Consider the following 26,429-nt stretch of genomic DNA (forward strand, 5'->3'; position numbering starts at 1 on the left):
GCCCGTTCGCGTCTCGGTCAGGGGTGACGCAAGCCATTTCTCATCTTCATGCAATCCGCTGCATGAACTTGCGGACGGAGATCATCGCTGCTAGCCTTCGGTGCATAGTCATGCGGAGGTGAGTATGGGGATCCGAGTCGCGGTCGCCGGGGCCAGCGGTTACGCCGGCGGGGAGCTGCTCCGCCTGATCGCCGGGCACCCGGAGTTCGAACTGGTCGCCGCCACCGCACACAGCCAGGCCGGGCACCGCGTCGATGTCGTACACCCGCAGCTCACCGGGCTGGACCTGGTGCTCGGCGCGACCGGACCGGAGACCCTGGCCGAGGCGGACCTGGTCTTCCTCGCCCTGCCGCACGGCGAGTCGGCGGCGCTCGCCGCCCAGCTGCCCGCCGACGTCCGGATCGTGGACCTCGGCGCCGACCACCGGCTCGCCAACCCCTACGACTGGGCGCAGTACTACGGCGGCACCCACGCCGGGCAGTGGACCTACGGCCTGCCGGAGCTGCCCGGGCAGCGGGAGCTGATCGCCGGCTCCACCCGGGTGGCCAACACCGGCTGCTACGCCGCCACGATCACCCTGGCGCTCGCCCCGCTGATCGCGGCCGGCGCGGCGGAGCCGGCCGACGTGGTCGTGGTCGCCGCCTCCGGCACCTCCGGGGCGGGGCGGGCCGCCAAGGCGCACCTGCTGGCCAGCGAGGTCATGGGGGACCTGTCGCCCTACCGGGTCGGCACCCACCAGCACGTGCCGGAGATCAAGCAGGCGACCGGGGCGACCAGCCTCTCCTTCACCCCGGTTCTCGCGCCGATGCCCCGCGGCATCCTGGCCACGGTGACCGCGGTGCCGGCCCGCGGCGTGGACCCGCAGGCGGTGCTCGCCGAGGCGTACGCGGACTCGCCGTTCGTGCACGTGCTGCCCGAGGGGCGCTGGCCGCACACCGCCGCCACGCTCGGCTCCAACTCCTGCCACCTGCAGGCCACCGTCGACGTCGACTCCCGCCGCCTGATCGTGCTGAGCGCGCTGGACAACCTGGGCAAGGGCGCGGCCGGCCAGGCCGTGCAGAACGCCAACCTGATGTTCGGCCTGCCGGAGACCACCGGCCTCTCGGTCTGGGGGGTCACCCCGTGACCGTCACCGCCCCTCGGGGCTTCCGGGCGGCCGGGGTGGCCGCCGGGCTGAAGCCCAGCGGCGCGGCCGACGTGGCCGTGGTGCTCAACGACGGACCGGACGCGGGCGTCGCCGCGGTCTTCACCGCCAACCGGGTGAAGGCCGCACCGGTGCTCTGGACCCAGCAGGTGGTCCGCGGCGGCGTGGTCCGGGCCGTCGTGCTCAACTCGGGCGGCGCGAACGCCTGCACCGGCCCGGCCGGCTTCCAGGACACCCACGCCACCGCCGAGCACGCCGCCGCCACGCTCACCGCGGCCAGCCCCCGGCTGATCCTGGGCGCCGGCGAGGTCGCGGTCTGCTCCACCGGCCTGATCGGCGAGCGGCTGCCCATGCCCGCGCTGCTCTCCGGGGTGCGCACGGCCGTTCGTGGGCTGGCCCGCGACGGTGGGCTCTCCGCCGCCGAGGCGATCATGACCACGGACACCCGCTCGAAGACCACCGTCGTGGCCGGCAGCGGCTGGTCCGTCGGAGGCATGGCCAAGGGCGCCGGCATGCTGGCGCCGGCCATGGCCACCATGCTCTGCGTGCTGACCACCGACGCGGTGGCCGGGCCGGAGGAGCTGGACGCGGCGCTGCGCGAGGCGTGCCGGGTCACCTTCGACCGGATCGACTCCGACGGCTGCATGTCCACCAACGACACCGTGCTGCTGCTGTCCAGCGGGGCCTCCGGCATCACGCCCGACCGGGCGGAGCTGACCGCCGCGGTTACCGCCGCCGCCCACGACTTGGCCCAGCAGCTGATCGCCGACGCCGAGGGCGCCACCAAGCAGATCGCCATCGACGTGGTCGGCGCCGCGAGCGAGGACGACGCGGTCGAGGTGGGCCGGGCGGTGGCCCGCAACAACCTGGTCAAGACGGCGCTGTTCGGCAACGACCCGAACTGGGGGCGGATCCTCGCCGCGGTCGGCACCACCGCCGCCGCGTTCGAGCCGGACGCTGTCGACGTCGCGGTCAACGGGGTCTGGGTGTGCCGGGCCGGCGCGGCCGCCGAGGACCGGTCGAAGGTCGACCTGACCGGGCGGGACGTGACGATCCGGATCGACCTGAACGCCGGCGCCGCCGCGGCCACCGTCTGGACCAACGACCTCTCCCACGCGTACGTGCACGAGAACTCGGCCTACTCCTCATGACCCTCTCTGCCGACCTCACCCGCTCCCAGGCCAAGGCCGCCACGCTGATCGAGGCGCTGCCCTGGCTGGCCCGCTTCTCCGGCTCGACCGTGGTGGTCAAGTACGGCGGCAACGCCATGGTCGACCCCGAGCTGCAGCGGGCCTTCGCCGCCGACATGGTCTTCCTGCGCTACGCCGGCCTGAAGCCGGTCGTCGTGCACGGCGGCGGGCCGCAGATCTCGGCCATGCTCGGCCGGCTCGGCATCGCCAGCGAGTTCCGCGGTGGCCTTCGGGTGACCACCCCGGAGGCGATGGACGTGGTCCGGATGGTGCTGGTCGGCCAGGTGGGCCGGGAACTGGTCGGGCTGATCAACGCGCACGGCCCGTTCGCGGTCGGCCTCTCCGGCGAGGACGCCGGGCTGTTCACCGCGGTACGCCGGCCGGCGTACGTCGACGGCGAACCGGTCGACGTCGGCCAGGTCGGCGACGTCGAGTCGGTCGACATCTCGGCCGTCACCGACCTGATCGACGCCGGCCGGATCCCGGTGATCTCGACCGTCGCGCCGGACGCCGACGGGGTGCTGCACAACCTCAACGCCGACACCGCCGCCGCCGCGCTGGCGATCGCGTTGCAGGCCCGCAAGCTGGTGGTGCTCACCGACGTCGCCGGCCTCTACGCCGACTGGCCGGACGCCGCCAGCCTGATCTCCGAGATCAGCGCCGACGACCTGGCGAAGCTGCTGCCCTCCCTGGAGTCGGGGATGGTGCCGAAGATGGAGGCCTGCCTGCGGGCGGTGCGCGGGGGCGTGCCCGCCGCGCACGTCGTCGACGGCCGGGTCGCCCACTCCACGCTGCTCGAGGTCTTCACCACGGAAGGATTCGGAACGATGGTGATGGAGTCATGAGCAGCCTGGTGCAGCGCTGGGGCCAGGCCATGATGGACAACTACGGCACGCCGCCACTGGCGCTGGTCGCCGGCTCGGGCGCCGTCGTGGTCGACGACACCGGCCGGGAGTACGTCGACCTGGTGGGCGGGATCGCGGTGAACGCCCTGGGCCACGCCCACCCCGCCGTGGTCGCCGCCGTCTCCAAGCAGGTCGCCACCCTCGGCCACGTCTCGAACCTCTTCGTCGCCGAGCCGCCGGTCGCCCTGGCCGAGCTGCTGCTGGCGCTGGCCGGCCGGCCGGGCCGGGTCTTCTTCGCCAACTCCGGGGCGGAGGCGAACGAGGCGGCGTTCAAGCTCTCCCGGCGTACCGGCCGCACCCACGTGGTCGCCACCCGGGGCGGTTTCCACGGCCGGACCATGGGCGCGCTCGCGCTCACCGGTCAACCGGCCAAGGCCGACCCGTTCCGCCCGCTGCCCGGCGAGGTCACCCACGTCGACTACGGCGACGTGGCCGCGTTGGAGGCGGCGGTCAGCGACGCCACCGCCATGGTCATCCTGGAGCCGATCCAGGGCGAGAGCGGCGTGGTCGTGCCGCCCGCCGGCTACCTGGCCGCGGCCCGGCTGATCACCGCGCGGCACGGCGCGCTGCTGGTGCTCGACGAGGTGCAGACCGGCATCGGGCGGACCGGGCACTGGTTCGCCCACCAGGCCGAGGGCGTCGAGCCGGACGTGATCACCCTGGCCAAGGGGCTCGGCGGCGGGCTGCCGCTCGGCGCCACGCTGGCCTTCGGTCGGGCCGCCGACCTGCTCACCCCGGGCTCGCACGGTACGACCTTCGGTGGCAACCCGATCAGCTGCGCCGCCGCCCTGGCCGTGGTGGCGACCATCGCCAACGAGGGCCTGCTCGACCACGTCAAGCGGGTCGGCGAGCGGCTGCGCCGGGGGATCGAGGCGCTGGGCCACCCGCTGGTCGCCGGGGTGCGCGGCGCCGGGCTGCTGCTCGGCGTGGTGCTGACCGAGCCGGTCGCCCCGGCGCTCGGCGAGGCGCTGCGCGCGGCGGGTTTCCTGGTCAACCCGGTGCAGCCGGGCGTGCTCCGGCTCGCCCCGCCGCTGATCCTCACCGCCGAGCAGGTCGACGCCTTCCTGGCCGCCCTGCCCGCCGCGCTCGACGCCACCGCGCCGGCTCCCGTCGCCGCGTTCGCGTCGGAGCTCGGCCAGCGGCGCCCCCCGGCGGGGCCGACGTCACCCCGGCCCTCGACGCCGGTCCAGCCCACCACGACGGAGACGAACGCATGAGCCGGCACTTCCTGCGGGACGACGACCTCAGCCCGGCCGAGCAGTCGGCCGTGCTCGACCTGGCCGCCCGGATGAAGGCCGACCGGTTCGGCTACCAGCCCCTCGCCGGGCCGCGTTCGGTGGCGGTGCTCTTCGACAAGCAGAGCCTGCGCACCCGGATCTCCTTCGACGCCGGCATCGCCGAGCTGGGCGGGCACCCGCTCGTGGTGGACACCCAGGTCACCCACTTCGGCCGGGGTGAGACCCTCGCCGACGCCGGGCGGGTGCTGTCCCGCTACGTCGCCGCGATCGTGCTGCGCACCCACGGCGACGACCGGATCGCCGAGGTCGCCGGGGGCGCCACCGTGCCGGTCGTCAACGCGCTCACCGACGGCTTCCACCCCTGCCAGCTCCTGGCCGACCTGCTCACCATCCGGGAGCGGTGCGGCGGCACCGCCGGGCGTACCCTCGCCTACCTCGGCGACGCGGCCAACAACATGTCCCACTCCTACCTGCTGGCCGGGGTGACCGCCGGGATGCACGTACGGGTGGCCGGGCCGGCCGGCTTCGCCCCCGACGCCGCGGTGGTGTCCCGGGCCACCGAGATCGCCGCCGGCACCGGCGGTTCGGTGAGCGTGCTGACCGACCCGGCCGAAGCCGTCAAGGGCGCCGACGTGATCGCCACCGACACCTGGACCTCGATGGGCCAGGAGGCCGACGGGCTGGACCGGATCACCCCGTTCCTGCCGTACCAGGTCAACGCCGAGCTGCTCGCGCAGGCCGCGCCGGGCGCGATCGTGCTGCACTGCCTGCCCGCACACCGCGGCGAGGAGATCACCGACGAGGTGCTCGACGGCCCGCGCAGCGCGGTCTTCGACCAGGCGGAGAATCGGCTGCACGCCCAGAAGGCGCTGCTCACGTTCCTGCTCGGGGAAGCGAACCCGGACGCGGCGGCGCCGGACGCCACCGTGACCAGGGAGATCCGATGACCACCCCGCTGACACGCGCCGCCCGGCACGCCCGCATCGTCGAGCTGATCCGGGACAAGGCGATCCGCTCGCAGACCGAACTGGCCGACCTGCTCGCCGGAGACGGCGTCGGAGTCACCCAGGCCACCCTGTCGCGGGACCTGGAGGAGCTGGGCGCGGTCAAGGCCCGCGGCGGTGACGGGCGGGCCGTCTACCTGATCCCCGAGGACGGCCACCGGCCGCTGCGCGACGCCGAGGCGGCCCCCGCCCGGCTGGTCCGGCTGCTGCACGAGCTGCTCAACGGGGTCGACTCCAGCGGCAACATCGCCGTACTGCGCACCCCGCCGGGCGCAGCTCACTACCTGGCCAGCGCGTTGGACCGAGCGGGCCTGCCCGAGGTCGTCGGCACCATTGCCGGCGACGACACCATCCTCGTCGTGGCCCGCGAGGCCGACGGCGGAGCCGCGCTCGGCGAGAAGCTCGCCGGCTGGGCCCGCCGCGAAGAGAACGTTGAAGGGAGCACCACACCATGACCGAGCGGGTCGTCCTGGCGTACTCCGGAGGGCTGGACACCTCCGTCGCCATTCCCTACCTGGCCGAGCAGACCGGCGCCGAGGTGATCGCGGTCGCGGTCGACGTCGGGCAGGGCGGCGAGGACCTCGACGCGATCCGGCAGCGCGCGCTCGACTGCGGCGCCGCCGAGTCCGAGGTGGTCGACGCGCGCGACGAGTTCGCCGCCGACTACTGCCTGCCGGCCATCCGGGCCAACGCCCTCTACATGGACCGCTATCCGTTGGTCTCCGCGCTGTCCCGGCCGCTGATCGTCAAGCACCTGGTCGCCGCGGCGCGCAAGCACGGCGGCACCATCGTCTCGCATGGCTGCACCGGCAAGGGCAACGACCAGGTCCGCTTCGAGGTCGGCCTGGCCGCCCTCGCCCCCGAGCTGAAGATCATCGCGCCGGCCCGGGACTTCGCCTGGACCCGGGACAAGGCCATCGCCTTCGCCGAGGAGAAGGGCCTGCCGATCGACGTGTCGGCGAAGTCGCCGTACTCCATCGACCAGAACCTGTGGGGCCGCGCCGTCGAGACGGGCTTCCTGGAGGACATCTGGAACGGCCCGATCGAGGACCTCTACTCGTACACCTCCGACCCGGCGGAGCCGCGTGACGCCGACGAGGTCGTGATCACCTTCGACGGCGGCGTACCGGTCGCCGTCGACGGTGAGACGGTCACCCCGTACCAGGCGATCCTGGAGCTCAACCGGCGCGCCGGCGCCCAGGGCGTCGGCCGGCTCGACATGGTCGAGGACCGCCTCGTCGGCATCAAGAGCCGCGAGGTGTACGAGGCGCCCGGCGCGATCGCGCTGATCACCGCCCACCAGGAGCTGGAGGCGGTCACCGTCGAGCGGGACCTGGCCCGGTTCAAGAAGAGCGTCGACCAGCGCTGGGGTGAGCTGGTCTACGACGGCCTCTGGTTCTCGCCGCTGAAGGACTCGCTGGACGCGTTCATCGACGACGCCCAGCGGCACGTCTCCGGCGAGGTGCGGCTCACCCTGCACGGCGGCCGGGCCACCGTCACCGGCCGGCGCTCCGAGGCCAGCCTCTACGACTTCGGCATGGCGACCTACGACACCGGCGACACCTTCGACCAGTCGCTGGCCAAGGGCTTCGTGCAGCTGTGGGGCCTGCCGAGCAAGATGGCCGCCGCCCGGGACGCCCGGCTGGGTGGCTCCTGACCGTGGGGACCACAATGGGCGGGGTGGACGACAAGAGCCTGACCGAGAACAGCGCCGCCACCAACCGGACCAGCCTGTGGGGTGGCCGGTTCGCCGGCGGCCCTGCCGAGGCCCTGGCCCGGCTGTCGGTGAGCGTGCAGTTCGACTGGCGCCTCGCCCCGTACGACATCGCCGGGTCCCGGGCGCACGCCCGGGTCCTGGCCGGCGCCGGCCTGCTGGATCCCGAGGAACTGGGCCGGATGCTGGCCGCGCTCGACGACCTGGAGGCGGCCTGCGCCTCCGGGCAGTTCCGGCCGACCGTCGACGACGAGGACGTGCACACCGCCCTGGAGCGCGGCCTGCTGGAGCGGCTCGGCAGCCTCGGCGGAAAGCTGCGCGCCGGCCGGTCGCGCAACGACCAGGTCGCCACCGACCTGCGGCTCTACCTGCGCGATCACGCCCGGGGGGTGGCCAGCCGGTTGGTCGAGCTGGCCGAGGCCCTGGTCGAGCAGGCCGAGCGGCACGTGGAGACCCCGGCGCCCGGGATGACCCACCTGCAGCACGCCCAGCCGGTCACCTTCGGGCACTGGCTGCTCGCCCACGTGCAGCCACTGCTGCGCGACCTGGAGCGACTGCGCGACTGGGACCATCGCACGGCCGTCAGCCCGCTCGGGGCTGGCGCGCTGGCCGGCTCGTCGCTGCCGCTGGACCCGGTGGCCGTCTCCAAGGAGCTGGGGTTCCGCACCTCCTTCGCCAACTCGATGGACGCGGTCGCCGACCGGGACTTCGTCGCCGAGTTCCTCTTCGTCACCGCGCTGGCCGGGGTGCACCTGTCCCGACTCGGCGAGGAGGTGGTGCTCTGGACCTCGCAGGAGTTCGGTTGGGTGGAGCTGGACGACGCCTTCGCCACCGGATCGTCGATCATGCCGCAGAAGAAGAACGCGGACATCGCCGAACTGGCCCGGGGCAAGTCCGGCCGTCTCGTCGGCGGGCTGATGAGCGTGCTCACCATGCTCAAGGGCCTGCCGATGACGTACGACCGGGACATGCAGGAGGACAAGGAGCCCGCCTTCGACGCGGTCGACACGCTGGAGCTGCTGCTGCCGGCGCTGGCCGGCATGATCTCCACCATGACGGTACGGGTCGACCGGCTGGTCGCCGCCGCGCCGGTGGGCTACTCGCTGGCCACCGAGGTGGCCGACTGGCTGGTCCGCAAGGGCGTGCCGTTCCGCGACGCGCACGAGATCACCGGCCGGCTGGTCGCGCTCTGCGTCGCCCGGGACTGCGCCCTGGACGAGGTCTCCGACGACGACCTGGCGACGGTCAGCGCGCACCTGGACCCGTCGGTGCGTGACGTGCTCTCGGTCCGTTCGGCGCTCGCCGCCCGGATCACGCCCGGCTCCACCGGCCCCGGCCCGGTCGCCGACCAGCTCGCCGCCGCGGCGGACAAGCTGGCCGGCTGGCGGGACTGGGCCGCCGAACGGGTCGTCCCCCGCTGAGCCTGCGCCCGCGCGGCGCCCCCTCGGGCGCCGCGCGGGCACCCACGGCTGTTCACACCGTCGGCCGCTCCCGCTTCGGCAGCTTGGCCACCACCGCGTCGTACGACGCGTCGACCGCCTCGGTCAGCTCCTCGTCGTCGATCCCGCCGTCCAGCCGCAGGGTGTTCCACCCGGACCGTCCGATGTAGGGCATCACCCGGGCGTCGGACGGGTACCGGTGCAGCCACTCGTCGGCCGCCTCCCGGGTCGGGCCGCACTTCAACCCGATGGTCGGGTCGGCCGCCGGTGAGCCGAGGAACGCGAAGATCCGGCTGCCCACCTTGACCACCTCGTCGCCCTCCCACGGCTGGTCCAGCCAGGCGCCCGGCTTCGCCAGGCAGTACGCCAGCATCTCCTCGCGCCGCATCGCGCCCTCCCGTCGGTTGGCTTCCCGCACAGTCTGCCCGAGGTGGTGGTAGCCGTCCCGGGTTGACGCCGCTGTCAGGAGAGCGGATGGAGCGGCCGCGACCTGGTCACTGCCCGGCGGCGGTCGCTCCGGCGCGGTCCGCCAGCCGGTCGAAGCGCTGCCGGGCGGCCTGCGCGCTGCCCAGCCCGAGCCCGAAGGCGATCGCCTGCCAGGTGAGCCCGCGAGCGCGGGCCAGCGTCAACAGGCCCGACTCCAGCGCGTCGAGTTCGGCGCGGACGTGCGGCAGCAGGGTCAACGCGGCGGTGAGGTCGCCGTCGTCGACCGGCTCCTCGCCGTCGTCGAGTTCGGCCCCGCCGGCGGCCAGGGCCGTGACCAGGGCGACGGCCTCCCACGGGTCGGCCACGTACGGGTTGGCGTAGCGACGCCGACGGGTGTCGGTGCCGGCGTGCCGCTCGGTGATCCGGCTGAGCGCCGCGTAGGTGCGGTGGGCCCGGGCCCGAGCCGGGTCGGGCGCGGCGAACGGGTCGTCCTGGGTCTGGGTCATGAACCGATTCCAGTACATGAACCGGCTGTTGTCAACGGAATGTTGAAAGGCGGCGGCGGCGCAGTAGCGCCGCCGCCGGCTGGGCGTGCGCGAGGTCAGTCCCTCAGGGCCACGGACGGCGGGTTGTCGTCGGTTCCTTCCGACACCAGCACCAGCTGGTACGCGAACAGCGCGCCCGGCGCGATCCACGCCGCCCGTCCACGCGGCTGCACCGCACGCAGCTCCTTGCCGAGAGCCTGCCCGGTGTCCGGGTCGATGATCAGGCGCACCTCGAAACGGCCGTTGCCCGGGCTGTCCTGCGGGTAGGCGACCGCCTGCCCGGGCCGACCGCGCAGGTCGTGCACGACACCAAGCCCCCGCACCCCCGGCAACGCGGCGAGCATGCGGTACGCGGCGGCGCGGACCTCGTTGCTGACCGGCAGGTCGATCACCACGTTGGCGGCGACGGTGAACAGCCACTGGTCGCGGTCCGTGGGCAGGTCACTGCCGCCCCCGTGGAAGCGGCTGAGCAGCGCGTCGCGGAGGGGGCCGGGGTCGGTTGGCAGCGCATCGAGTTGCGCCTGCGACACGTTGCGGTCACCGAGGGCGAAGAGATGGTCCGCGTCGACGGTGTTGCCCTGGATCTCGCCCGGGGCGATCTGCAGGTCGAAGGGCTTGGGCTTGGTGACCCTCACGACGGAGGGCGATCCGCTGCGACGCCAGGCGTCCTCGTCGCCGGGGGTGGCGGGCACCGCGCCGAGCGACTGCCCGAAGACCCAACTGCGGTCGGTGCTGGAGCGGGCCAGCCAGTACTGGCCGCCGCTCCTGGCGATCATGGTGTACCCGCCGCCGGCGGCCTTGACCGGCACCGCGGAGCCGCTCTCCGTCTGGATGGTCAGATAGCGCCCGCCCGCCGGCGGAACGCTGTCGCTGCGTTCGGCGGCCACCAGCAGCAACCGGCTGGAGTCCATCGGCGTCTGCGTGGCCGGCGACGCGACGGCGGGTGCCGCGCCGGGTGCCCGGCGCGGAGCGTCGCCCGGTCCGGTCACCGCCACGGCGACGGCGACGGCGGTGACGACGGCCGCAGCCCCCAGCGCCCCGAGCAGAGCCACCCGTGGACGCCTGGACCGGCGGTGTCGCTCGGGCCTGGCCGGTGCCTCGACGGGAGAAGCCCCGGTCACGATGGCGGCGACGGCGTCCGCCGTGTGCTCGCCCCGGTTGGACGGCGGGTCCAGCCGCGCCGGCCGGGCCTTGGCGAGCAGGTCCAGTACATCTGTTGAGCGGCTCATCGGATCGACTCCTTCGGGACCAGCCTGACGTTTGGTCGGGGCAACTCCGGTTCGGTGGCGGCGGACATGGCGTCCTTCAAGTGACGCCGGGCGCGATGCAGGCGCACGTAGTACGTCGCTGTGGAACAGCCGAGGACCCGAGCCACCTCACCCGGCGACAGCCCGTGCCAGGCCACCAGGGTCAACAGTTCGCGGTCGTCGTCGGACAGCCGGGCCAGAGCCGTGAGCACTGCGGCCCGCTCGGCGACGCCGTCCGCCACGTCGGCGACGGACAACTCCTCGGCACTGATCCACGCGCGCATCTCGGCGGCAACGGCCTGCTGCCGTTCCTCCGCGCGGTACCGCTCACCCACCACGTTGCGAGCGACCGCGAGCAGCCATGGCAGCGGCGTTGCCATCGGTAACGCCGGCAACCGCCGCCACGCCACCAGGAATGTCTCGGCGACGACCTCGTCGGCCAGCTGGCGACCGGCTCGGGTCACGGCGTACGCGTACACCTGCCGGTGATGCGCCTGGTAAACGGCGGTGAAATGGTCCTCCGGTTGGGGTTCTGGCACTGGCTCCGGCCCTTCCTGTCAGAGTTTCTCCGTCACCAGGAAATGACTCGAGCGCGCCGTTTCTTACATCGATCACCGACCGGGGTGGAAGGAGACCGACCTCAGGCGACGCAGAACTCGTTGCCCTCGGGGTCACGCATGACGACGTGCCCCAACACGTCGCCGTAGAGCTCTTCGCGGACCACCGTCGCACCGGCGGCCACCAGCTCGGGCACCTTCTGCCGGATCAGCCGGGCACGCTCGGCCATGTCCCAGGGACCGGGGCCCGCCACCCGGACGTCGATGTGCATCCGGTTCTTGGCGGACTTGCCCTCGGGCACCTTGAGGAAGCCGATGGCGGGGCCCCTGCCATCCGGGTCGACGATGGACGCGTTGTCGGGCTCGTCGAAACCGGGTTCCTTGACATAGCCGAGGGCAAGCGCCCAGAAGGCAGCGATCCGCTGGGGATCGTCGGCATCGCAGCCCAGGGTCCAGAAGGTCGCCATGGCGTCAACGTACGCGGGCCAGCACGCGCTGTCTCGGCACGACAGCCTCCGCGGACCCAGGTCCTGACCTGTCAGCCCAGCAGGGCCCTGGTGACGTCGGCCCGGTTGAGTGCCGCCACGCACCAGGCGAAGTGGCCGTCCCGGCCCGTCGGATCGTAGGCATTCGCCGAGATCAGCGAGTATGCGGCTCGATAGACGAGCATCGTGGCATGGTCATAGCCCATTCGCTCCTCGATCCGGTCGAGGAGATCCTGTTCGACCTGCGACGACTCGTGCCCGTACATGTCGAAGATCGCCGCGGCGACGGCCGCGTCGAACGCCGGGTCGCCCTCGGTCGTCAGGAAGCCCCAGTCCAGCACGGCGCTCGGCCTGCCCGCGGTGCCGACCAGGATGTTCGCCGGAGTCAGGTCACCGTGGACCACCGCCCGCCGGCCGGTGTCGACGTCGAGCAGGCGGCCGGCCAACGCCCCCGCCTTCGCTTCGAAGCGGTCGACGGCCTGGCCCAGCACCGGCCGGAAACGCTCGACCCGGCGTCCCGCGAGCCGCGCGAGTGCCACCGGAAAGTCCTCCCCGGCTGCGAACAGCGGGAAGGCCTCGTCCAGCACCGTCAGCTCACGGGCCGCCGCGAGCGTGCCGCCGGCGGCAAGCTCGCGGACCACGTCGACAAAGACGGCGTACGCGTCCTCGCGTCGCACCGCGCCGGCCGCGAGGGCGGCCGACAACGTGGTGCCGGTCAGCCGCCGCTCGATCGTGACCACCCGCCCCTCGACGGTCTCGACCTGCACGATCCTCGGTACGCGAAATGTGAACGGCCTCGTGTCGAGGGCGTCGTAGAACCTCGCCATCCGGCGCGACAACTCGACAGAGCCGGCGTACCACAGCTTCGCGACGCGCGACTCGTCGATCTCGTAGACCGCGCCCTCCATCCCTTCGCCCAGCAGCTTGGGAACGGCCGTGCCGGTCCACCGGCTGAGCGCCGTGGCCGCCGGGTCGTCCGAGGCGTGGCTCATCACGGAATTCTCCTGCCCCCTGAGGCTTGCGGACATGCTCCCCGCCGGATCTTGTCCGACGATCGCTCGGCCGGTGGCCCCGGGACCAGCGGACCTCGGTAGCGTGCCTGTCATGAGTGCGGACACTTTCCGCTCGGTCGAGATCGAGCGCACCAGCATGGGGCAGTACGTCGTGCGGAACAGCCGCGGCGGGTCGATGTCGATGGGCACGGGTGAGGACGGCAGCTTCACGCCGGTGGAACTGCTTCTGGCGGCCATCGGCGGGTGCACCGCGGTGGACGTCGATTACATCACCAGCCGCCGCGCCGAGCCGATCGAGTTCTCCGTCGAGGTCACCGGCGACAAGATCCGGGACGAGACCGGGGGAAACCGGATGGAGAACCTCACGGTCGCGTTCACCGTGATGTTCCCGGCGGGCGAGGACGGCGACAAGGCGCGCGAGGCGCTGCCCCGGGCGCTGCAGCAGTCGCACGACCGGCTCTGCACCGTCTCCCGTACCGTCGAGCTGGGCACTCCCGTCTCGACCAGCGTGGCCGCCGGTTCCCACGAGGACTGAGCTCCTCCGGCGGAGTCGCCGGTGGCGTTCGCGCCCCGGCGACGTCACGCCGACCCCGCGGGACGGGTGAGGTCAGCACTCCCACGACGGCGGGTCACGAGTACATCAGGTGCAGTGTCATCCCGGCGTCGGCGTGCGCCAGGTTGTGGCAGTGGTTGGCCCACACCCCGGGGTTGTCGGCCCGGAACCCCACCTCCCAGACGTCGCCGGGACGGACGTCGAACGAGTCCAACCACAGGGGACTCCCGGTCGCCGGCTCTTTGTTGCGGGAGAGCACCAGGACGTGATGCCCGTGCAGATGCCACGGGTGCACCACCGATGATCGGTTCACGATCGTGAACTTGACGACGTCGCCGAGGCGTACGACCTGCGGCGGGATGTCGGGGTCGGCCGCGCCGTTGACGGTGTGCGCGTAGCGCGGACGCAGTCCGTGCAGGTCGAGGCCGCGATCCAGGACGAGGGTGAACTCCTTGTCGTACCGGGACCACGGCACCGGAGAACCGACGCCGTAGCCGAGCGGATCCAGCACCGGCCATCCGCCGGTCGCCGCCGACACGCCTCCGGTCGACCACACCGTCCGTCCGTCCACGAACAGCGCCACCGGTGTCGCGGGCGCGGTGAACACCAGGTCGTAGCGGCCCCCGGCCGGGATCAGCACGGCGGTGTCCACAAGCGGGGTGGGGCCCCGCAGATCGGATCCGTCGATCGCGGCCACCTGGAACGGGGTCCCGGCCAGGGCGTACCGGTGCGTGGTGCTGTCGGTGTTGATCAATCGCAGCCGCACGGGCGTTCCCGCCTGCACCGGCTCCGCCCGCGGTGCGGGCAGTGGCAGGTTGGCCAGCGTGTGCGCCGGCACCGTCACGTCGACGCCGGTCGGCGGCGCGGGGCGCACCACCAGGACGCCGTAGAGCCCCATCCGCACGCCGACGTCGGACACCGCATGCGTGTGGTACCAGTACGTCCCGACCTGGTCGGCGCGGAACCGGTAGACGAACTCCTGTCCGGGTAGCACCGCCGCCTGCGTCACGCCGGGCACCCCGTCCTGGCTGTTCGGCACGTCGTACCCGTGCCAGTGCAGCGTGACGCCCCGCCCGATGTCCCGGTTGCGCAGCGTCACCTCAAGGACGTCGCCGACGGTGGCGGTCAACTCCGGCCCGGGAACCTGCCCGTTGAACGCCCACGCCCCGACGTCCCGGCCGCTCACGCTCACCGTGGCGGTCCCGGCCGTCAGGGTGAACCGCCTGGTCGGTTCGCCCACGGTCCGCGCGTCCCGATATTCGTGATCATGGGGTACGGCGGGAGCAGCGTCCGGGGTGGCGGCGAGCCCGGTTCCGGTCACCAGCGCCGCGACCGCCGCCGCCAGGGCCACCCGGGACACCGTCGGGGACGGGCGCCGCCCGAGGGCGCGCCAGGACACCGCGGTCGCCGCGAGGACCCCGGCGACCGCGAGCAGTCCCAGGCCCGGCGACGCCGGATAGCCGTGCAGGACCGTGACGAGCAGGCCGCCGCTCACGGCGTACCCGGCGAAGAGGAGCGGGACCGCGACGGACCGGATGTCGCCCGGGGCCCGCAGCAGCCGCGGTCCGGCGACGGCCACCGCCGCGAGCGACAGCGGGGCGGCGACGAGGACCTTCTCCGCCGCGAACCACCAGCCGGCGCGGGCGAGCGCGGTGATGGTGACCGCGCGGGCCAACGTGGCGAGCAGCGCGAAGGCGGCCAGCCCCAGGGCGAGCGGACGGCGTCGGGCAGCCGACGCGGCGCCTCCGCCCAGCCACCCGGCGGCCGCGAGGACCGCGATCACCAGGTCGGCCGCGAGCAGCGAGCCGACGGTCATGCCGGCTCCCCTTCCCGGACGCTCACCTGGGCGGCGGCGGCCGGCGCCGGGCTGGCGAGCGTGCGCGCTGCCCGGAGGACACCGACCACGACGTGTACGGCGACGATTCCGTTGATCGCGTGCAGCCCGGCGATGGTCAAGCCGACCGGAGTACTGGCGCCCACGGCGTCGGTGAACGCGTTCGCGAGCATGGCGAGGAGCGCCTGCAGGACGACGAGGCCGAGCGGCAGGACCGCCAGACCGACGAGCCGGCCCGGCGCCTTCGCCAGCACGGCGAACAGGATGGTGAGCAGGGTGAGGACCGGGATGACCGCCATCCCGGTGACGCTGTGCAGCGCGTACGCGCCGTCACCCGCGGGTTTCGTGAACGCGCCCACGGCGGCGAAGACGAACTGCAGGGCGAACGCGACGAGCAGCACCGTACTGGCGACGACAAAGGCCTTGCGCATGGTGACCTCCTAGCGGGGAGCCGGGGCCAGTGCCCCGGCGACGTGATCGGTGGCCGTGATCGCGCCGTACGCGACCAGCCGCACCAGGTCGGCGTCGGCCGGATGGGAGAGCCGCCAGAGGGCGACGTCGCCGATGCTGATCGCGCTGGGCGCGAACGCCGCCAGCAACGCGATCCGCGTCCCGATGCGGTCCGTGCCGGGCACGTCGCGGACCAGATCGACGGCCCAGTCCGCGGGCCGGGCCGGGAACTTTCCGTTCTCCCAGCGCACGGTGGCCGCGATGGTCTGGCGAGCGACGTCGCCCAGCAGGTCCCCGCCGCGCAGGGCGGCGGTCCGCAACGCCGCGTACGCGACGCCGACGGGGCTGTCCCCGGCCCAGCCCGGTGGCGCCGTCCTGTCGGCGTCGAGCAGCGGCAGGCCGCGGCCCGGCTCCTTCGGCTCCCGGGCCGCCCGGGCGTAGAGGCGGCCGCCGACCGAGCGCACCGCCCGCGAGCGCTGCAGGCCGCCGGGCAGCAGATCCGGGTCGAGCAGCGCCGAGACGACCCGGTTGACGAAGTGGAACGCGAGCAGGGTGCCGGTGACCTCCGGGCGGTACGGGCTGGTCCAGCCGGCGGCTCCGGGGCTGCGGCTGGCCTCGGCCCAGGCGGCGAGCTCGGCGTGCCTCGGCTCCGGTGGCGTCCCGCCCCGGGCGATGGCCTCGGCCAACTCGTGCTCGCCGAGCGCGTGCAGCAGCATCACGTGGGCGTCGACGCAGAACCGGCAGCGGTTGGCCCGGGACACCGACGACGCGACGACCTCGCGGTCGACCCGGGACGCGTCCCCGGCGAGCAGCGCCTCACGCATCAGCGCCCAGGTCGCGGCCAGCACCTCCGGCACGGCCGAGAGCACCTGGAAGGTGGGCGCCGGCCCGAGGAACTCGTCGCGCAGCTGTTGGTAGACCTCCGCGGTGCGACCGGTCGCCGCCTTCGGGGGAGCGGGGGTGAAGAAGCGGTATGTCATGGGCTCGATGCTCGCCGCGGTGGGACCGGAAAACGTCGTGCCACCGCAGGCACTTGCCCCACCGCCGATACCGCGTCCGCGGTACGCCGCAACTACTGCGCTCGCGGGACGCCCCGCTGACGACGGCCGCTCTACAGTGCGACCATGCGCCGCGATCTGCCGTACGCCCTCAGCGGTCTCGTCCTCGGCCTCCTCCTGCTCGGCAACGCCGCGCTCGCGCCCGACGCCGCGCCGGTGCGGGCGCTCGACGTCGCCCTGGTCCTGGTCATGGCGGCAGCCCTGGCGGTGTGCCGGCGCTACCCGGTGGTGGCGTTGATCGCCGTGACCGCCACGATGCTGGCCCTGCATCTGCGGGTGCACCCCGGGGTGTCCGCCGCGTTCCCCGTCCTCGGCGCGGTCTACGTCGCCGCCTGGCGGGGGCACCGATCGGTCACCGCCCTGGCCAGCCTGGTCTTCCTCGGCGGCTTCCTGGCCCGCGACATCTCGGTCGCGCCCGCCGGCCGGCCCGGCCAGCAGATCGTCGAGCGGACCGCACTGCTGCTGGGCTGGTTCCTCGCGGCCAACATCGCCGGGCTCATCGCCCGGCAGCGTCGCGCGTACCTGGAACAGGTCGAGCAGCGGGCGGTCGAGGCCGAACGCACCCGCGAGGAGATGGCGTTGCGCCGCGCCGGGGAGGAGCGCCTGCGCATCGCCCGGGATCTGCACGACTCGCTGACCCACAACATCTCCGTGATCAAGGTGCAGGCCGGGATCGCCGTGCACCTGGCCCGCAAGCACGGCGAGGAACCGTCGGCCACGCTGCTGGCGATCCAGGAGGCCAGCAGCGCCGCGATGCGGGAACTGCGGGCGACGCTGGACGTCCTGCGCTCACCCTCCGACGAGGACTGCGTCGGGCTGGCCCGGGTGGGCGAACTCGCCGAGCGGACCCGGGCGGCCGGCGTACCGGTACAGGTGAGCGTCACGGGTCAGCCCCGGGGCCTGCCCGCCGAGGTCGACCAGGCCGGATACCGCGTCGTGCAGGAGGCCCTGACCAACGTGGCCCGCCACGCCGGCCCCGCCACCGCGCAGATCCACGTCGAGTACGCCCCGGCACAGCTGACCGTCTCGGTGACCGACGACGGCCAGGCCACACCGGCCCGGCCGGTGACACCGGGGGTGGGCCTGCGCGGCATGCGGGAACGGATCACCGGACTGGGCGGCACGCTGCACGCCGCCGCTCGCGACGACGGCGGCTTCGCGGTACGGGCCAGGTTCCCGCTGGACGAACAAGCATGATCGAGCGCTTGCGCGAGGTCCGGCCAGTTCAGTCCGCCACGGATTGTGGCGGCTCCGACTGGAGGGAGGAGCCGGCATGATCGAGCGCTTGCGCGAGGTCCGGCCAGTTCAGTCCGCCACGGATTGTGGCGGCTCCGACTGGAGGGAGGAGCCGGCATGATCGAGCGCTTGCGCGAGGTCCGGCCAGTTCAGTCCGCCACGGATTGTGGCGGCTCCGACCGGAGGGAGGAGCCGGCATGATCCGGGTGCTGCTCGCCGACGACCAGGCCCTGATGCGGGCCGGGTTCCGGGCGCTGCTCGACGCCGAGGACGACCTGGAGGTCGTCGGCGAGGCCGCCGACGGCGCTTCGGCCGTCCAACTGTCGCGACGCCTGCGCCCGGACGTCGTGCTGATGGACGTGCAGATGCCGGGACTCGACGGCATCGAAGCCACCCGACGCCTCGCCGCCGACCCCGACCTCGCCGCGGTCCGCGTACTCATTCTCACCAACTACGGGCTCGACTCCTACGTCTTCGCCGCACTCCGCGCGGGCGCCAGCGGCTTCCTCCTGAAGGACGCCGACCCGGCCGATCTGTTGCAGGCCGTCGCCGTGGTGGCCCGCGGCGACGCGCTGCTCGCCCCGGTGGTCACCCGCACGCTGATCAGCGAGTTCGTCGCAGGTCCGCCGCCGGCCGACCCGGCCGCCGGCCGCGACGTGCTGACCGCGCGCGAACAGGAGATCGTCGAACTCGTCGCCCGAGGGCTGAGCAACGACGAGATCGCCGAACGCATGGTGATCAGCCCGTTGACCGCCAAGACGCACGTCAACCGGGCGATGACCAAGCTGCACTGTCGCGACCGGGCCCAGCTGGTCGTGTGGGCGTACGAGTCGGGGCTGATAACACCGCGCCGCCGGTGAGGCGGGCGAGATTCAGGCGCGGGACTCAGGCCCGGTCGGTGAGCACCGACTCCAGTGGCGGGGTGGCCGAACGCCCGAACACGTGCGCGGCGAGCAGCGCCACCGTGAGCACGACCAACGCCCACAATGTCGGCAGCATCATCGTCACGGGGGCCAGCGCGGCGACGACCAGGATCACCGCCCACCGGCGACCGGCGCGACGGTGCGCGCGTCGCCACACGAGATGGTCGGCGAGTAGGAACACGATGATTCCGCACACCAGCGTGAGCCGCCCGACCATCATCGGGGTGCTCGAATGCTGCCCTGGCTGTGGCAGGGTCGTGCGCAACCCGAAGGCGACCAGCACGAGGCCGCCGACCAGGAACAGGTGCAGGTACGCGTAGGCGTCGCGGGCCAGCGCACCTCGTTGGCGGGTGGTTGCGAGCTCGGCGAACCGTTGGCCGACGACGACATCCGTCCCGACGTAGGTCCACCACAGTGCCGACAGCATTCCCGCGCTCAGCGCGACGGCTCCGAGAGTGGCAATCGAGATGGGCGGGTCGCCGACGGCGATGCCGGTGGAGACGACCGCTTGGCCGAGCGCGATGAGGATGACCAGGTTGAAGCGGCCCATCCATCGGCTGACCGAGTGCAGCCGCCAGTTGCGGGCTCCGATGAGGTAGCCGCCGCCAACGTCGATGAGGATGGCGAGGACCCAGCACAGGGTGGTCAAGGGGGTGAGTGGATTGCCGGTGGCCGGGGCGGTCAACACCGCGCACAGCAGCAGGCCTATCCCCACCCCGGTCGGTGCGGCCGCCAGGATCACCGGGGTGCGAAGGGCGGCATCGCGGCGGACCGACAACCAGAACACCACCAGGTGCAGAATGCGTACCGCCCCGTACGCGGTAACGACGATCAGCGGTGCGGGCAGGCCCCCGGGCACGTAGCTGAACGTCTGGGGAATGGCGACGCCGAGCATCAGGATCAGGGCCACCGCGGCGAGCACGATCAGTCGCAGTCGGGTTCCTGCGCTGCGGATCGTCGTGGTGAACCAGGTGTAGTTGACCCAGGACCACCACAGCAGCGCCAGCACGGCCAGTCCCTGGAGCACCCCGACGGCCGAAGGGTGTCGGGTCATCAGCACGGTGACCTGGATGAACGCGTACACGAAGGCCAGATCCAGGAAGAGTTCCTCCGGGGTGGCGTCGACCTCCTGGCCGGCGGTCACCGCGACGGCGCGGTGCAGTTGGCGGTGGCGGCGTCTGAGCACCGTCACGTGGGCGAGGACCACGCAGACCAGCGCACCGGCGAGGAGCGCGAGTGATCCCAGAGGTGTGAGGTGGCGGGCCGGCGTGATCAGCAGCGCCACGAGTACGAGGCCGAGCACGGGGCCGCGGCCCACCCGCCGAACGATGCGCCATTCGAACGCCACCAACCCGAGCAGGTACAGGATCACGCCGCCGTACAGGATCGCCGGTTCGGATATGTCCCAACGATCAGGGTGGCCGACCTTCGCCCCGCCCAGCGCCTTCTTGAGCCCGAACGCCACCAGGATGAGCCCGCCGATCATCGGCAGGTGCAGAAACGTGTAGGCGTCGCGGGCGAGGCGGGACCGGGCGCCGGTTGAGGCCGAATCCAACGCCTGCTCGGCGCGGGGTGACGCGATGTCGAAGTACGCCCACCACAGGAACGCCACGACGACAAGACCGAGCGCGGACCCGGCGAGCACCGACCAGGTGATCGGATCGTCGCCGGTGAACCCACGGCTGGTGCCGATCGAAATGATCGTCTCGCCGAGTGCGATCAGCATGACCAGGTTGTGCCGCTCGGCCCAGCGCCGCACCGACGTCAGCTGCCAGTTGCCGGTGCCGGGTGCCCGTAGCCCCACGTAGTCGACGACGATCGCCACGCCGAAGAGCAGGAGTTGGAGAGCTTCCGTTTTCCGCCCAGCCGGTAGTTGGTAGGGCAGCAGGGCCGCGCAGAGCAGCAGGGGAGCGCTGCCGGCGAGAGGTAGCCACGCCCGCCGGGCGGGAGCGGCGGAGTTCGCCGAGCCTCGCTGCTCGCGGGCGATGATCAGCAGGGACCCCACCCGGGCCGCCAGGAAACCGCCGACGAAGACGAGGGGTCCGGAGAGCCCACCCGGTTGGTCGACGAAGACCTCCGGAATGGCGACGGCGACGAGCAGGATCGCGGTGGCCGCCGCGAACACGGCGATCGGCCGGCCTCCCCGGTCGAGCCGGACCAGGTTTCCCACCCAGGCGTACCCGACCCAACTGCGCCAGAGCAGCAGCACCACCACCGCTCCCTGAACCAGCGCGTCCAGGGTGGGGCGTTCCGACATGAGCCGGGTGACGTTGATGAAGGCGTAGACGAAGACCAGATCCAGGAAGAGCTCGGAGCGCGTCACCCCGCCATGCGTCGCGGCCCTGATCCGTTGATCGGGCGGAAACGCGCCGGGCGAACCCGCTTCCCGAGCGCCGCCGTTCACCCGCCTACTGTGTCAACGAATGAGATCAGCGGCAGAAAAACCGATGAACCACCAGGTCCGCGCTGGCCGCACCCATTCGGGCTCGCTGACGGGGAGTGGGTGGAGGCGTCACGGAAAGACCGACCCCGCCGGGTGTGTCCGAGACCCGTCCGGGTAACCGGCGAGCTCGGAAACCAAACAGGTGGAGGGGCCATGAGCGACGCGACGGGCCAACCCCGGCACGACGGGCGGACGGGCAGTGCGACCGAACGGCTGACGGCGGAGGTGGCCGACGCCGTGCGCGGCGAGGTTCGGGTCGTCCGCGACCAGCTGATTGAGACGTTGCGTCCGGCCGGTCTGGGCGTCGTCCTGCTGGGCACTGCGGGTGCCTGCCTGGTGCTCGGCGCGGGCGCGGCCTCGGCCACCGCGCTGCGCATGCTGGAGGCGTTCCTGCCCCGCCGGTTGGCCACGGCCGGTCTCACCGCTGGTTACGTGGCCGCGGCCGTGGTGCTCGGCCGGCTGGGGCTGCAACAGCTGCGCGCGGCGGGTGGCACCTCGGCCCGGCTCGCGGACGAGGTGCGCGACATGGTGTCGACGACCGCGGGCCGGGTGGTGCCGGCCGGCGCCGACATCGCCCGCGACGAACTGGACCGACAGCGGAAGCTCTGAGCGGAGCGTCGTGTTCACCGCGACGTCGCCTGCCCGGTTCACCGCTGGCCGCGATCGTCAGCCGGCGGCCAGGACCTCGCGGAGCCTCGTGGCGAATTCCTCGGGCTTGCCCGCGTAACCGAACTCGCCACCGAGGAAGCCGCCGTGATGGCTCGGGAACACCGTTGCCTGCTGGCCGAGCAGAGCGGCGGTGCCGAGGGCCGTACGCGCGGTGTAGGTCTGCGCCGACTCCTCGCCGACGGCGATCACGATGCGGGTCGGCGCCGCGCCGAGCAGGGCCGGGTCGGGGCGGTAGTCGGTGACCGCCCAGGAGCTCTTCGACAACAACGGATCGTCGCGGGTGCCGTCGTCCTCGGTCGGCATGCCGAACATCGCCGGGTCGGGCGCGGGCTGAGCGAAGTAGGCGTCGGTGAATTCGCCCTGCCAGGATGTCATCGCGATGAACGCCGCCATGCCCGCGCCGAAGCCCTTCGCCTGATATGCCTCGTGGAAGGCGGCCCGGGCGCGCTCAGCGGCTGCGGCGTCGGGAAGCACGGCGTTGATCGGCGGCTCGTGCGCCACCAGCGTGACGACATCGCCGGGTTGGCTGGCGACCAGCTCCAGCGCGGTCACCGCACCACCGCTGCTCGCGAACACGTCGACCGGGCCAGCGCCGAGCGCCTCGATCAGCAGGTGCAGGTCGGCCGCCTGCTGCTGCGGCGTGTGGTCGGACCGGCCGTCCGTCCGCACGCTGCGGCCCAGGCCGCGCGGATCGTAGGTGACGACCGTGCGGTCGGTGAAGTTCGCGGCGAGCGCGTCAAAGCCCTCCGCCGTCATCGGCTGACCGATCATGAGCAACGCCGGCCGGCCGCCGTCCGGCGGGAGCGGTCCACGCACGTCGTAGACCAGATCGACGCCGGGCGCGGCGAGCGTGTGGGTCTGGGTCGTCGTCATGACGGTGAGACTACGGACAGGGTGCGACGGGTACACGGAACCGCTCCCGGGCGGCACGTCGGCGCCGTTCATCCGGGTTTTCCTTGGTCGTCCATGCCCCCTACCTGTCCGGCTCACCGGCCACTGCCACACCCCGATTGACCGGCCATCCGGACCATGCCCGGAGGTGGTCGCTGATGCCGGAACGAGGCATCCGACCGCGGCGAAAGCACTAGCGTGGTGATCGGGACCGTGCGTGGCCAGCGGCGCTCGGGGAACGGTGGCTCGCGTGCTCATCGGGAAACGCGGCCGCCGTGCGGCACGCCGGCCAACGAGATTCACGGGTACGCCGCGGAGCGTATGGGGCCGCACTCAGTTCAGGGAGGCCGCGATGAGCCCGAAGGATGCTCGCAGCGACACGGGTGGGACGACGAGCATCGAAAACCTCGACCTCAAGCTCGAGGTGATCGTCGTTCCGGTGTCGGATGTCGACCGCGCGAAGGAGTTCTACCGGCGCCTCGGATGGCGGCTCGACCAGACGCCGCCCGGCATTGTCCAGCTCACGCCACACGGCTCCGGCTGCTCGGTGCAGTTCGGCCCGGAGCTCACGCCGGTAGCGCCCGGCTCGGCCATGGCGTACCTGATCGTCTCCGACATCGAGGCGGCCCGCAACGCCCTGGTCTCCGCCGGTGTCGAGGTGGGCGACATCTTCCATCCGAGCCCGAACGGCCCGGTCGACGGGCCGGATCCCGAGCGGCGCAGCTACTTCTCGCGCGCCACCTTCCACGACCCGGACGGCAACACCTGGTTGATGCAGGAGATCACGACCAGGCTTCCCGGGCGCATCGAGGCCGGCGTGACGTCGTTCGGCTCCGCGAGCGAACTGGCGAGCGCGCTCCGACGCGCGGCCGCCGCCCACGGCGAGCACGAGAAGCGCACCGGCGAGCGGGACGAGAACTGGCCCGACTGGTACGCGACGTACATGGCGAGCGAGCAGACCGGGGCCAAGCCGCCCGAGTGAGCCGGGGCGGACGTCGTTCACGGGTCGAGGTGGCGTTCCACCGGCCGTTTGCGCCGCCGGCGCGCGACGGGTACTTCCAGCTCGACCCGGCCGGCGCCGCGCTCGGCTGACTCGTCCGTGCTCGACGGGCCCCGGCCGGCTCGCCGGGCAACCCAGGCCCAGCCGCGCTCGATCGCCAGTTGCAGCTTCGCGTTCAGGACCGCGCCGAGGGCGAGGAAGACGATCCCGACCAGCCAGACGAGGAGGTTGTCCCGGTAGATCGGATAGACGGCCCGGCCGATGGCGTTGTTGAGCAGTGGGCCGAAGAGGGCGACCGTGACGTAACCGTTGCCGGCCACCGGCACGACGGCGACGTCCTCCCCGGCCAGACTGTCGGTGATGCTGGTGGCCGCCGGGAAGGTCGCGTGGATGGCCCGACGTGTCGTTCGGATCTCCATCGTGGAGTCACGGCTCGGATGCATGGTCCAGATGTCCCTCGGCCCGGTGCGGAACCTGATCTCGCCGAGCCCGTCCGTCCAGTTCAGGCCGACCGGGATCTGGACCGTCGCCATCGTCCGGGGGTTCGCCACCTCGAAGACCCGAACCTGCTGGTAGACTGGGTTGCCGTCGCGGCTGCCGGCCGACGACCAGCCGCTGGAGAGGGTCGCCCCGGTGAGCTCCAGACGCCGCACGCCTTCCCGCCCGTTCGCCGCGTTGATCTCATCGAAGCGGGTCTGGTCGAGCTGGATCTCCTCGCGGAGGGTGAGCCGGCCGTCCCGGATCACCGCTTCGGCCCGGTAGGGCACGCTGATCATCTGTTGGGCGAGGCTGAGCGGGGTGAAGTACAGGGCGGCGAGACCGGCCCCGACGACGAGGAGCAGGGCCACCAGCGGGCGCGTCCATCGGTTCGCCCAGAGCAGCAGGACGACGCCCGGCGCGATGAACGCGGCGAGCGCGATCAGCGAGAGACTGCGGCCCGCGAAGACGAGGTCGGCGAGGACGAGCAGGCCCCCGATGACGCCGGCGAACACGAGGCACCACCGCAGGGCCCGCTCCCCGAAAATCCGGACGGCACCCGCCATGGGCCGCACCCTACCCTCCAGCGTTCATGACGTCGCCGTTCGACGCGGGTGCCCGCCCCTCCCGGTGAGCCTCAGGACCCGGCCGGGGTGCACTGGCTGACCGGGAGCACGCCGATGATCAGGATGACCGCGACGCTTCGATGTCCAGGACGACCCGGCCCCTGGCCGCGCTGTGTTCGGTCAGTTCGTGGGCCTGTGCGATCTCCGCCAACGGCAACCGGGCGGCGATCGGGTAGCGCAGGTCACCGGCGACCAGCGCGGCTGTCAGGTCGGCCGCGGCAGCCTCGTTCGCCGGCTCCGGAAAGTCGTCGTTGCTGAGGAACCGGACCGTGATGTTCTTGAAGCCGAGCGGCCAGTACGGGATACGTGGCTCGGCCGCACCGGTGGCGTAGGTGGCGATCACACCGCCGTACCGGAGGATTTCCAGGTCGGTCGCGATGTTGGCGTCGAACGCAAGCTCGGCCACGCGGTCGATCGGTTCCCCGCCGGTGTGTTCGAGGATCCGGGCGGCCACGTCGTCGCCGGCGGTGTCCACCGCGTGGTGCGCTCCTGCGGCCAGCGCCTGCTCGACCTGGCCCGGGTTGCGAACTGTCGCGATCACGGTGGCGCCCCCCGGCGGGCCACTGCCAACGCGGCGCGGCCGACCGCGCCGAGGGCTCCGGTGACGAGTACCCGCTGGCCGGTCACCGGCCCGTCGGCGAAGATCGCCCGGTGGGCGGTGATGCCCGGGATGCCGAGCCCGGCCGCCTGCTCGTACGGCACGAGGGCAGGCAGCGACACGGCGTGCCGGGCGGGCACCACGGTGTATTCGGCGGCGGTGCCGAACGGGCGGTACGACTGGGCGAGGTACACCCAGACCCGCTCGCCGATCCGTGCTGGATCGACGCCCGATCCGACGGCGTCGATCACCCCGGCGCCGTCCCCGTGCGGTACGACGCGGGGGAATGGCATCGTCGAGCCCCACCAGCCCTGGCGTTTGCCGAGGTCGCCGACGTGGATCCCGGAGGCCGAGACCCGGACCCGTACCTCGCCCGCACCCGGCTGCGGCTCGGGCAACTCACCGACCTGGAGCACCTCGCGCGCCGGACCCTGCCGGTCGTACCACGCCGCGCGCATCACGCACCCACCGTATCGGTGCTGGTGCCCTCTTCAACGCTGATCACATTGTCGATCAGCGCGAAGAACGCCTGGATACCGGGCCGGTCGCCGCCCCGGCGCCGCGACTCGGCGAAGTCCTCGGGGGAACGCCAGAAGACGATGTCCAACCATTCGTCGGCGTTCAGATGGATCAGTCGTGCGCCGAGGAAGCCGGCGCGATCGCTCTGGAAGTCGCGCAGCATCGCCGGTCGCGCGGCCAGCAGGGCGTCGGCGCGTGCCGCGGGCACGCGGAAACGGGTGATTTCTACGGTGCTCATCGCTCCT

At 72.6% G+C, this 26,429-nt stretch carries 28 protein-coding genes; 13 read left to right on the plus strand and 15 right to left on the minus strand.

All coding sequences use genetic code 11. The annotated features are described in order from the left end of the window. Window positions 1-124: 124 nt before the first annotated feature. The 8 genes from argC to argH are packed head-to-tail and all read left to right on the plus strand — an operon-like array spanning window position 125 to window position 8,616. Window positions 125-1,126, plus strand: a complete 1,002-nt coding sequence (gene argC / locus ACIBBA_RS24760) for an N-acetyl-gamma-glutamyl-phosphate reductase (RefSeq protein WP_396700331.1) — start codon at window positions 125-127, stop codon at window positions 1,124-1,126. Continuing rightward, window positions 1,123-2,295, plus strand: a complete 1,173-nt coding sequence (gene argJ / locus ACIBBA_RS24765; RefSeq protein WP_357059975.1) for a bifunctional glutamate N-acetyltransferase/amino-acid acetyltransferase ArgJ — start codon at window positions 1,123-1,125, stop codon at window positions 2,293-2,295. Before argC ends, argJ begins: the two co-directional genes overlap by 4 nt. Next, window positions 2,292-3,179: an acetylglutamate kinase gene (gene argB, locus ACIBBA_RS24770; protein ID WP_396700332.1), complete on the plus strand. Its 888-nt coding sequence runs from the start codon at window positions 2,292-2,294 to the stop codon at window positions 3,177-3,179. The genes argJ and argB overlap by 4 nt, the downstream gene beginning before the upstream one ends. Then, a complete protein-coding gene (locus ACIBBA_RS24775; RefSeq protein WP_396700333.1) occupies window positions 3,176-4,456 on the plus strand; it encodes an acetylornithine transaminase in 1,281 nt (426 codons plus the stop codon). Before argB ends, ACIBBA_RS24775 begins: the two co-directional genes overlap by 4 nt. Beyond that, window positions 4,453-5,424 carry an ornithine carbamoyltransferase gene (gene argF, locus ACIBBA_RS24780; RefSeq protein WP_396700334.1) on the plus strand — a complete coding sequence of 324 codons (972 nt, stop codon included), beginning with the start codon at window positions 4,453-4,455 and terminating at the stop codon, window positions 5,422-5,424. Before ACIBBA_RS24775 ends, argF begins: the two co-directional genes overlap by 4 nt. Continuing rightward, window positions 5,421-5,936 (plus strand): arginine repressor, encoded by a 516-nt coding sequence (locus tag ACIBBA_RS24785; protein ID WP_350870902.1) that lies wholly within the window; start codon window positions 5,421-5,423, stop codon window positions 5,934-5,936. Before argF ends, ACIBBA_RS24785 begins: the two co-directional genes overlap by 4 nt. Further along, entirely contained in the window at window positions 5,933-7,138 is a 1,206-nt protein-coding gene (locus ACIBBA_RS24790; RefSeq protein ID WP_357059989.1) for an argininosuccinate synthase, read from the plus strand. The genes ACIBBA_RS24785 and ACIBBA_RS24790 overlap by 4 nt, the downstream gene beginning before the upstream one ends. Window positions 7,139-7,152: 14 nt before the next feature. Beyond that, window positions 7,153-8,616 carry an argininosuccinate lyase gene (gene argH / locus ACIBBA_RS24795; RefSeq protein WP_396700364.1) on the plus strand — a complete coding sequence of 488 codons (1,464 nt, stop codon included), beginning with the start codon at window positions 7,153-7,155 and terminating at the stop codon, window positions 8,614-8,616. 52 nt (window positions 8,617-8,668) lie between these two features. Here the strand turns inward: argH and ACIBBA_RS24800 are convergent, their stop codons facing one another. From ACIBBA_RS24800 to ACIBBA_RS24825, 6 genes are all read right to left on the minus strand, one after another. Further along, window positions 8,669-9,022 (minus strand): MmcQ/YjbR family DNA-binding protein, encoded by a 354-nt coding sequence (locus tag ACIBBA_RS24800; RefSeq protein WP_350870898.1) that lies wholly within the window; start codon window positions 9,020-9,022, stop codon window positions 8,669-8,671. Window positions 9,023-9,128: 106 nt separating this feature from the next. Further along, on the minus strand, window positions 9,129-9,566 hold the full coding sequence (locus ACIBBA_RS24805; protein WP_396700335.1) for a DNA-binding protein: 438 nt from the start codon (window positions 9,564-9,566) through the stop codon (window positions 9,129-9,131). Window positions 9,567-9,661: 95 nt separating this feature from the next. Then, window positions 9,662-10,834 (minus strand): CU044_5270 family protein, encoded by a 1,173-nt coding sequence (locus ACIBBA_RS24810; protein WP_396700336.1) that lies wholly within the window; start codon window positions 10,832-10,834, stop codon window positions 9,662-9,664. Continuing rightward, window positions 10,831-11,391 carry an RNA polymerase sigma factor gene (locus tag ACIBBA_RS24815; protein WP_396700337.1) on the minus strand — a complete coding sequence of 187 codons (561 nt, stop codon included), beginning with the start codon at window positions 11,389-11,391 and terminating at the stop codon, window positions 10,831-10,833. The genes ACIBBA_RS24810 and ACIBBA_RS24815 overlap by 4 nt, the downstream gene beginning before the upstream one ends. Window positions 11,392-11,492: 101 nt before the next feature. Then, entirely contained in the window at window positions 11,493-11,876 is a 384-nt protein-coding gene (locus tag ACIBBA_RS24820; RefSeq protein ID WP_396700338.1) for a VOC family protein, read from the minus strand. Between the two features lie 71 nt (window positions 11,877-11,947). Then, complete coding sequence (locus tag ACIBBA_RS24825; RefSeq protein ID WP_396700339.1) at window positions 11,948-13,117, minus strand: phosphotransferase family protein; 1,170 nt, start codon at window positions 13,115-13,117, stop codon at window positions 11,948-11,950. Window positions 13,118-13,121: 4 nt separating this feature from the next. Between ACIBBA_RS24825 and ACIBBA_RS24830 the strand changes: the two genes are divergently transcribed. Further along, window positions 13,122-13,442, plus strand: coding sequence for an OsmC family protein (locus ACIBBA_RS24830; RefSeq protein ID WP_396700340.1), 321 nt, complete (start codon window positions 13,122-13,124; stop codon window positions 13,440-13,442). A gap of 94 nt (window positions 13,443-13,536) precedes the next feature. Here the strand turns inward: ACIBBA_RS24830 and ACIBBA_RS24835 are convergent, their stop codons facing one another. The 3 genes from ACIBBA_RS24835 to ACIBBA_RS24845 are packed head-to-tail and all read right to left on the minus strand — an operon-like array spanning window position 13,537 to window position 16,724. Continuing rightward, a complete protein-coding gene (locus ACIBBA_RS24835) occupies window positions 13,537-15,276 on the minus strand; it encodes a multicopper oxidase family protein (RefSeq protein WP_396700341.1) in 1,740 nt (579 codons plus the stop codon). Continuing rightward, window positions 15,273-15,725: a DUF6220 domain-containing protein gene (locus ACIBBA_RS24840; protein ID WP_396700342.1), complete on the minus strand. Its 453-nt coding sequence runs from the start codon at window positions 15,723-15,725 to the stop codon at window positions 15,273-15,275. The genes ACIBBA_RS24835 and ACIBBA_RS24840 overlap by 4 nt, the downstream gene beginning before the upstream one ends. Before the next feature lie 9 nt (window positions 15,726-15,734). Further along, on the minus strand, window positions 15,735-16,724 hold the full coding sequence (locus tag ACIBBA_RS24845) for a carboxymuconolactone decarboxylase family protein (protein ID WP_396700343.1): 990 nt from the start codon (window positions 16,722-16,724) through the stop codon (window positions 15,735-15,737). A 144-nt stretch (window positions 16,725-16,868) separates the two neighbouring features. Between ACIBBA_RS24845 and ACIBBA_RS24850 the strand changes: the two genes are divergently transcribed. Further along, window positions 16,869-17,999, plus strand: a complete 1,131-nt coding sequence (locus ACIBBA_RS24850) for a sensor histidine kinase (protein ID WP_396700344.1) — start codon at window positions 16,869-16,871, stop codon at window positions 17,997-17,999. A 236-nt stretch (window positions 18,000-18,235) separates the two neighbouring features. Then, a complete protein-coding gene (locus ACIBBA_RS24855; protein ID WP_396700345.1) occupies window positions 18,236-18,898 on the plus strand; it encodes a response regulator in 663 nt (220 codons plus the stop codon). A 25-nt stretch (window positions 18,899-18,923) separates the two neighbouring features. Here the strand turns inward: ACIBBA_RS24855 and ACIBBA_RS24860 are convergent, their stop codons facing one another. Beyond that, window positions 18,924-21,284, minus strand: a complete 2,361-nt coding sequence (locus ACIBBA_RS24860; protein WP_396700346.1) for a low temperature requirement protein A — start codon at window positions 21,282-21,284, stop codon at window positions 18,924-18,926. Between the two features lie 273 nt (window positions 21,285-21,557). On the opposite strand from ACIBBA_RS24860, the gene ACIBBA_RS24865 reads away from it, so the two are divergent. Beyond that, a complete protein-coding gene (locus ACIBBA_RS24865; protein ID WP_396700347.1) occupies window positions 21,558-22,013 on the plus strand; it encodes a phage holin family protein in 456 nt (151 codons plus the stop codon). Between the two features lie 57 nt (window positions 22,014-22,070). Here ACIBBA_RS24865 and ACIBBA_RS24870 read toward each other — a convergent pair whose 3' ends face one another. After that, on the minus strand, window positions 22,071-23,018 hold the full coding sequence (locus ACIBBA_RS24870) for an alpha/beta fold hydrolase (protein WP_396700348.1): 948 nt from the start codon (window positions 23,016-23,018) through the stop codon (window positions 22,071-22,073). A gap of 298 nt (window positions 23,019-23,316) precedes the next feature. Between ACIBBA_RS24870 and ACIBBA_RS24875 the strand changes: the two genes are divergently transcribed. Beyond that, entirely contained in the window at window positions 23,317-23,946 is a 630-nt protein-coding gene (locus ACIBBA_RS24875; protein ID WP_396700349.1) for a VOC family protein, read from the plus strand. Between the two features lie 17 nt (window positions 23,947-23,963). Here the strand turns inward: ACIBBA_RS24875 and ACIBBA_RS24880 are convergent, their stop codons facing one another. The 4 genes from ACIBBA_RS24880 to ACIBBA_RS24895 form a co-directional block, all read right to left on the minus strand. After that, complete coding sequence (locus tag ACIBBA_RS24880) at window positions 23,964-25,007, minus strand: hypothetical protein (protein WP_396700350.1); 1,044 nt, start codon at window positions 25,005-25,007, stop codon at window positions 23,964-23,966. Between the two features lie 118 nt (window positions 25,008-25,125). Then, window positions 25,126-25,608, minus strand: coding sequence for a zinc-binding dehydrogenase (locus ACIBBA_RS24885; RefSeq protein ID WP_396700351.1), 483 nt, complete (start codon window positions 25,606-25,608; stop codon window positions 25,126-25,128). Continuing rightward, on the minus strand, window positions 25,605-26,123 hold the full coding sequence (locus ACIBBA_RS24890) for an alcohol dehydrogenase catalytic domain-containing protein (protein WP_396700366.1): 519 nt from the start codon (window positions 26,121-26,123) through the stop codon (window positions 25,605-25,607). The genes ACIBBA_RS24885 and ACIBBA_RS24890 overlap by 4 nt, the downstream gene beginning before the upstream one ends. Next, window positions 26,123-26,422, minus strand: coding sequence for an antibiotic biosynthesis monooxygenase (locus ACIBBA_RS24895; RefSeq protein ID WP_396700352.1), 300 nt, complete (start codon window positions 26,420-26,422; stop codon window positions 26,123-26,125). Before ACIBBA_RS24895 ends, ACIBBA_RS24890 begins: the two co-directional genes overlap by 1 nt. Between the last annotated feature and the right edge of the window lie 7 nt (window positions 26,423-26,429).

It is taken from the genome of Micromonospora sp. NPDC051006 (assembly GCF_044456245.1).
Classification (GTDB): Bacteria; Actinomycetota; Actinomycetes; order Mycobacteriales; family Micromonosporaceae; genus Micromonospora.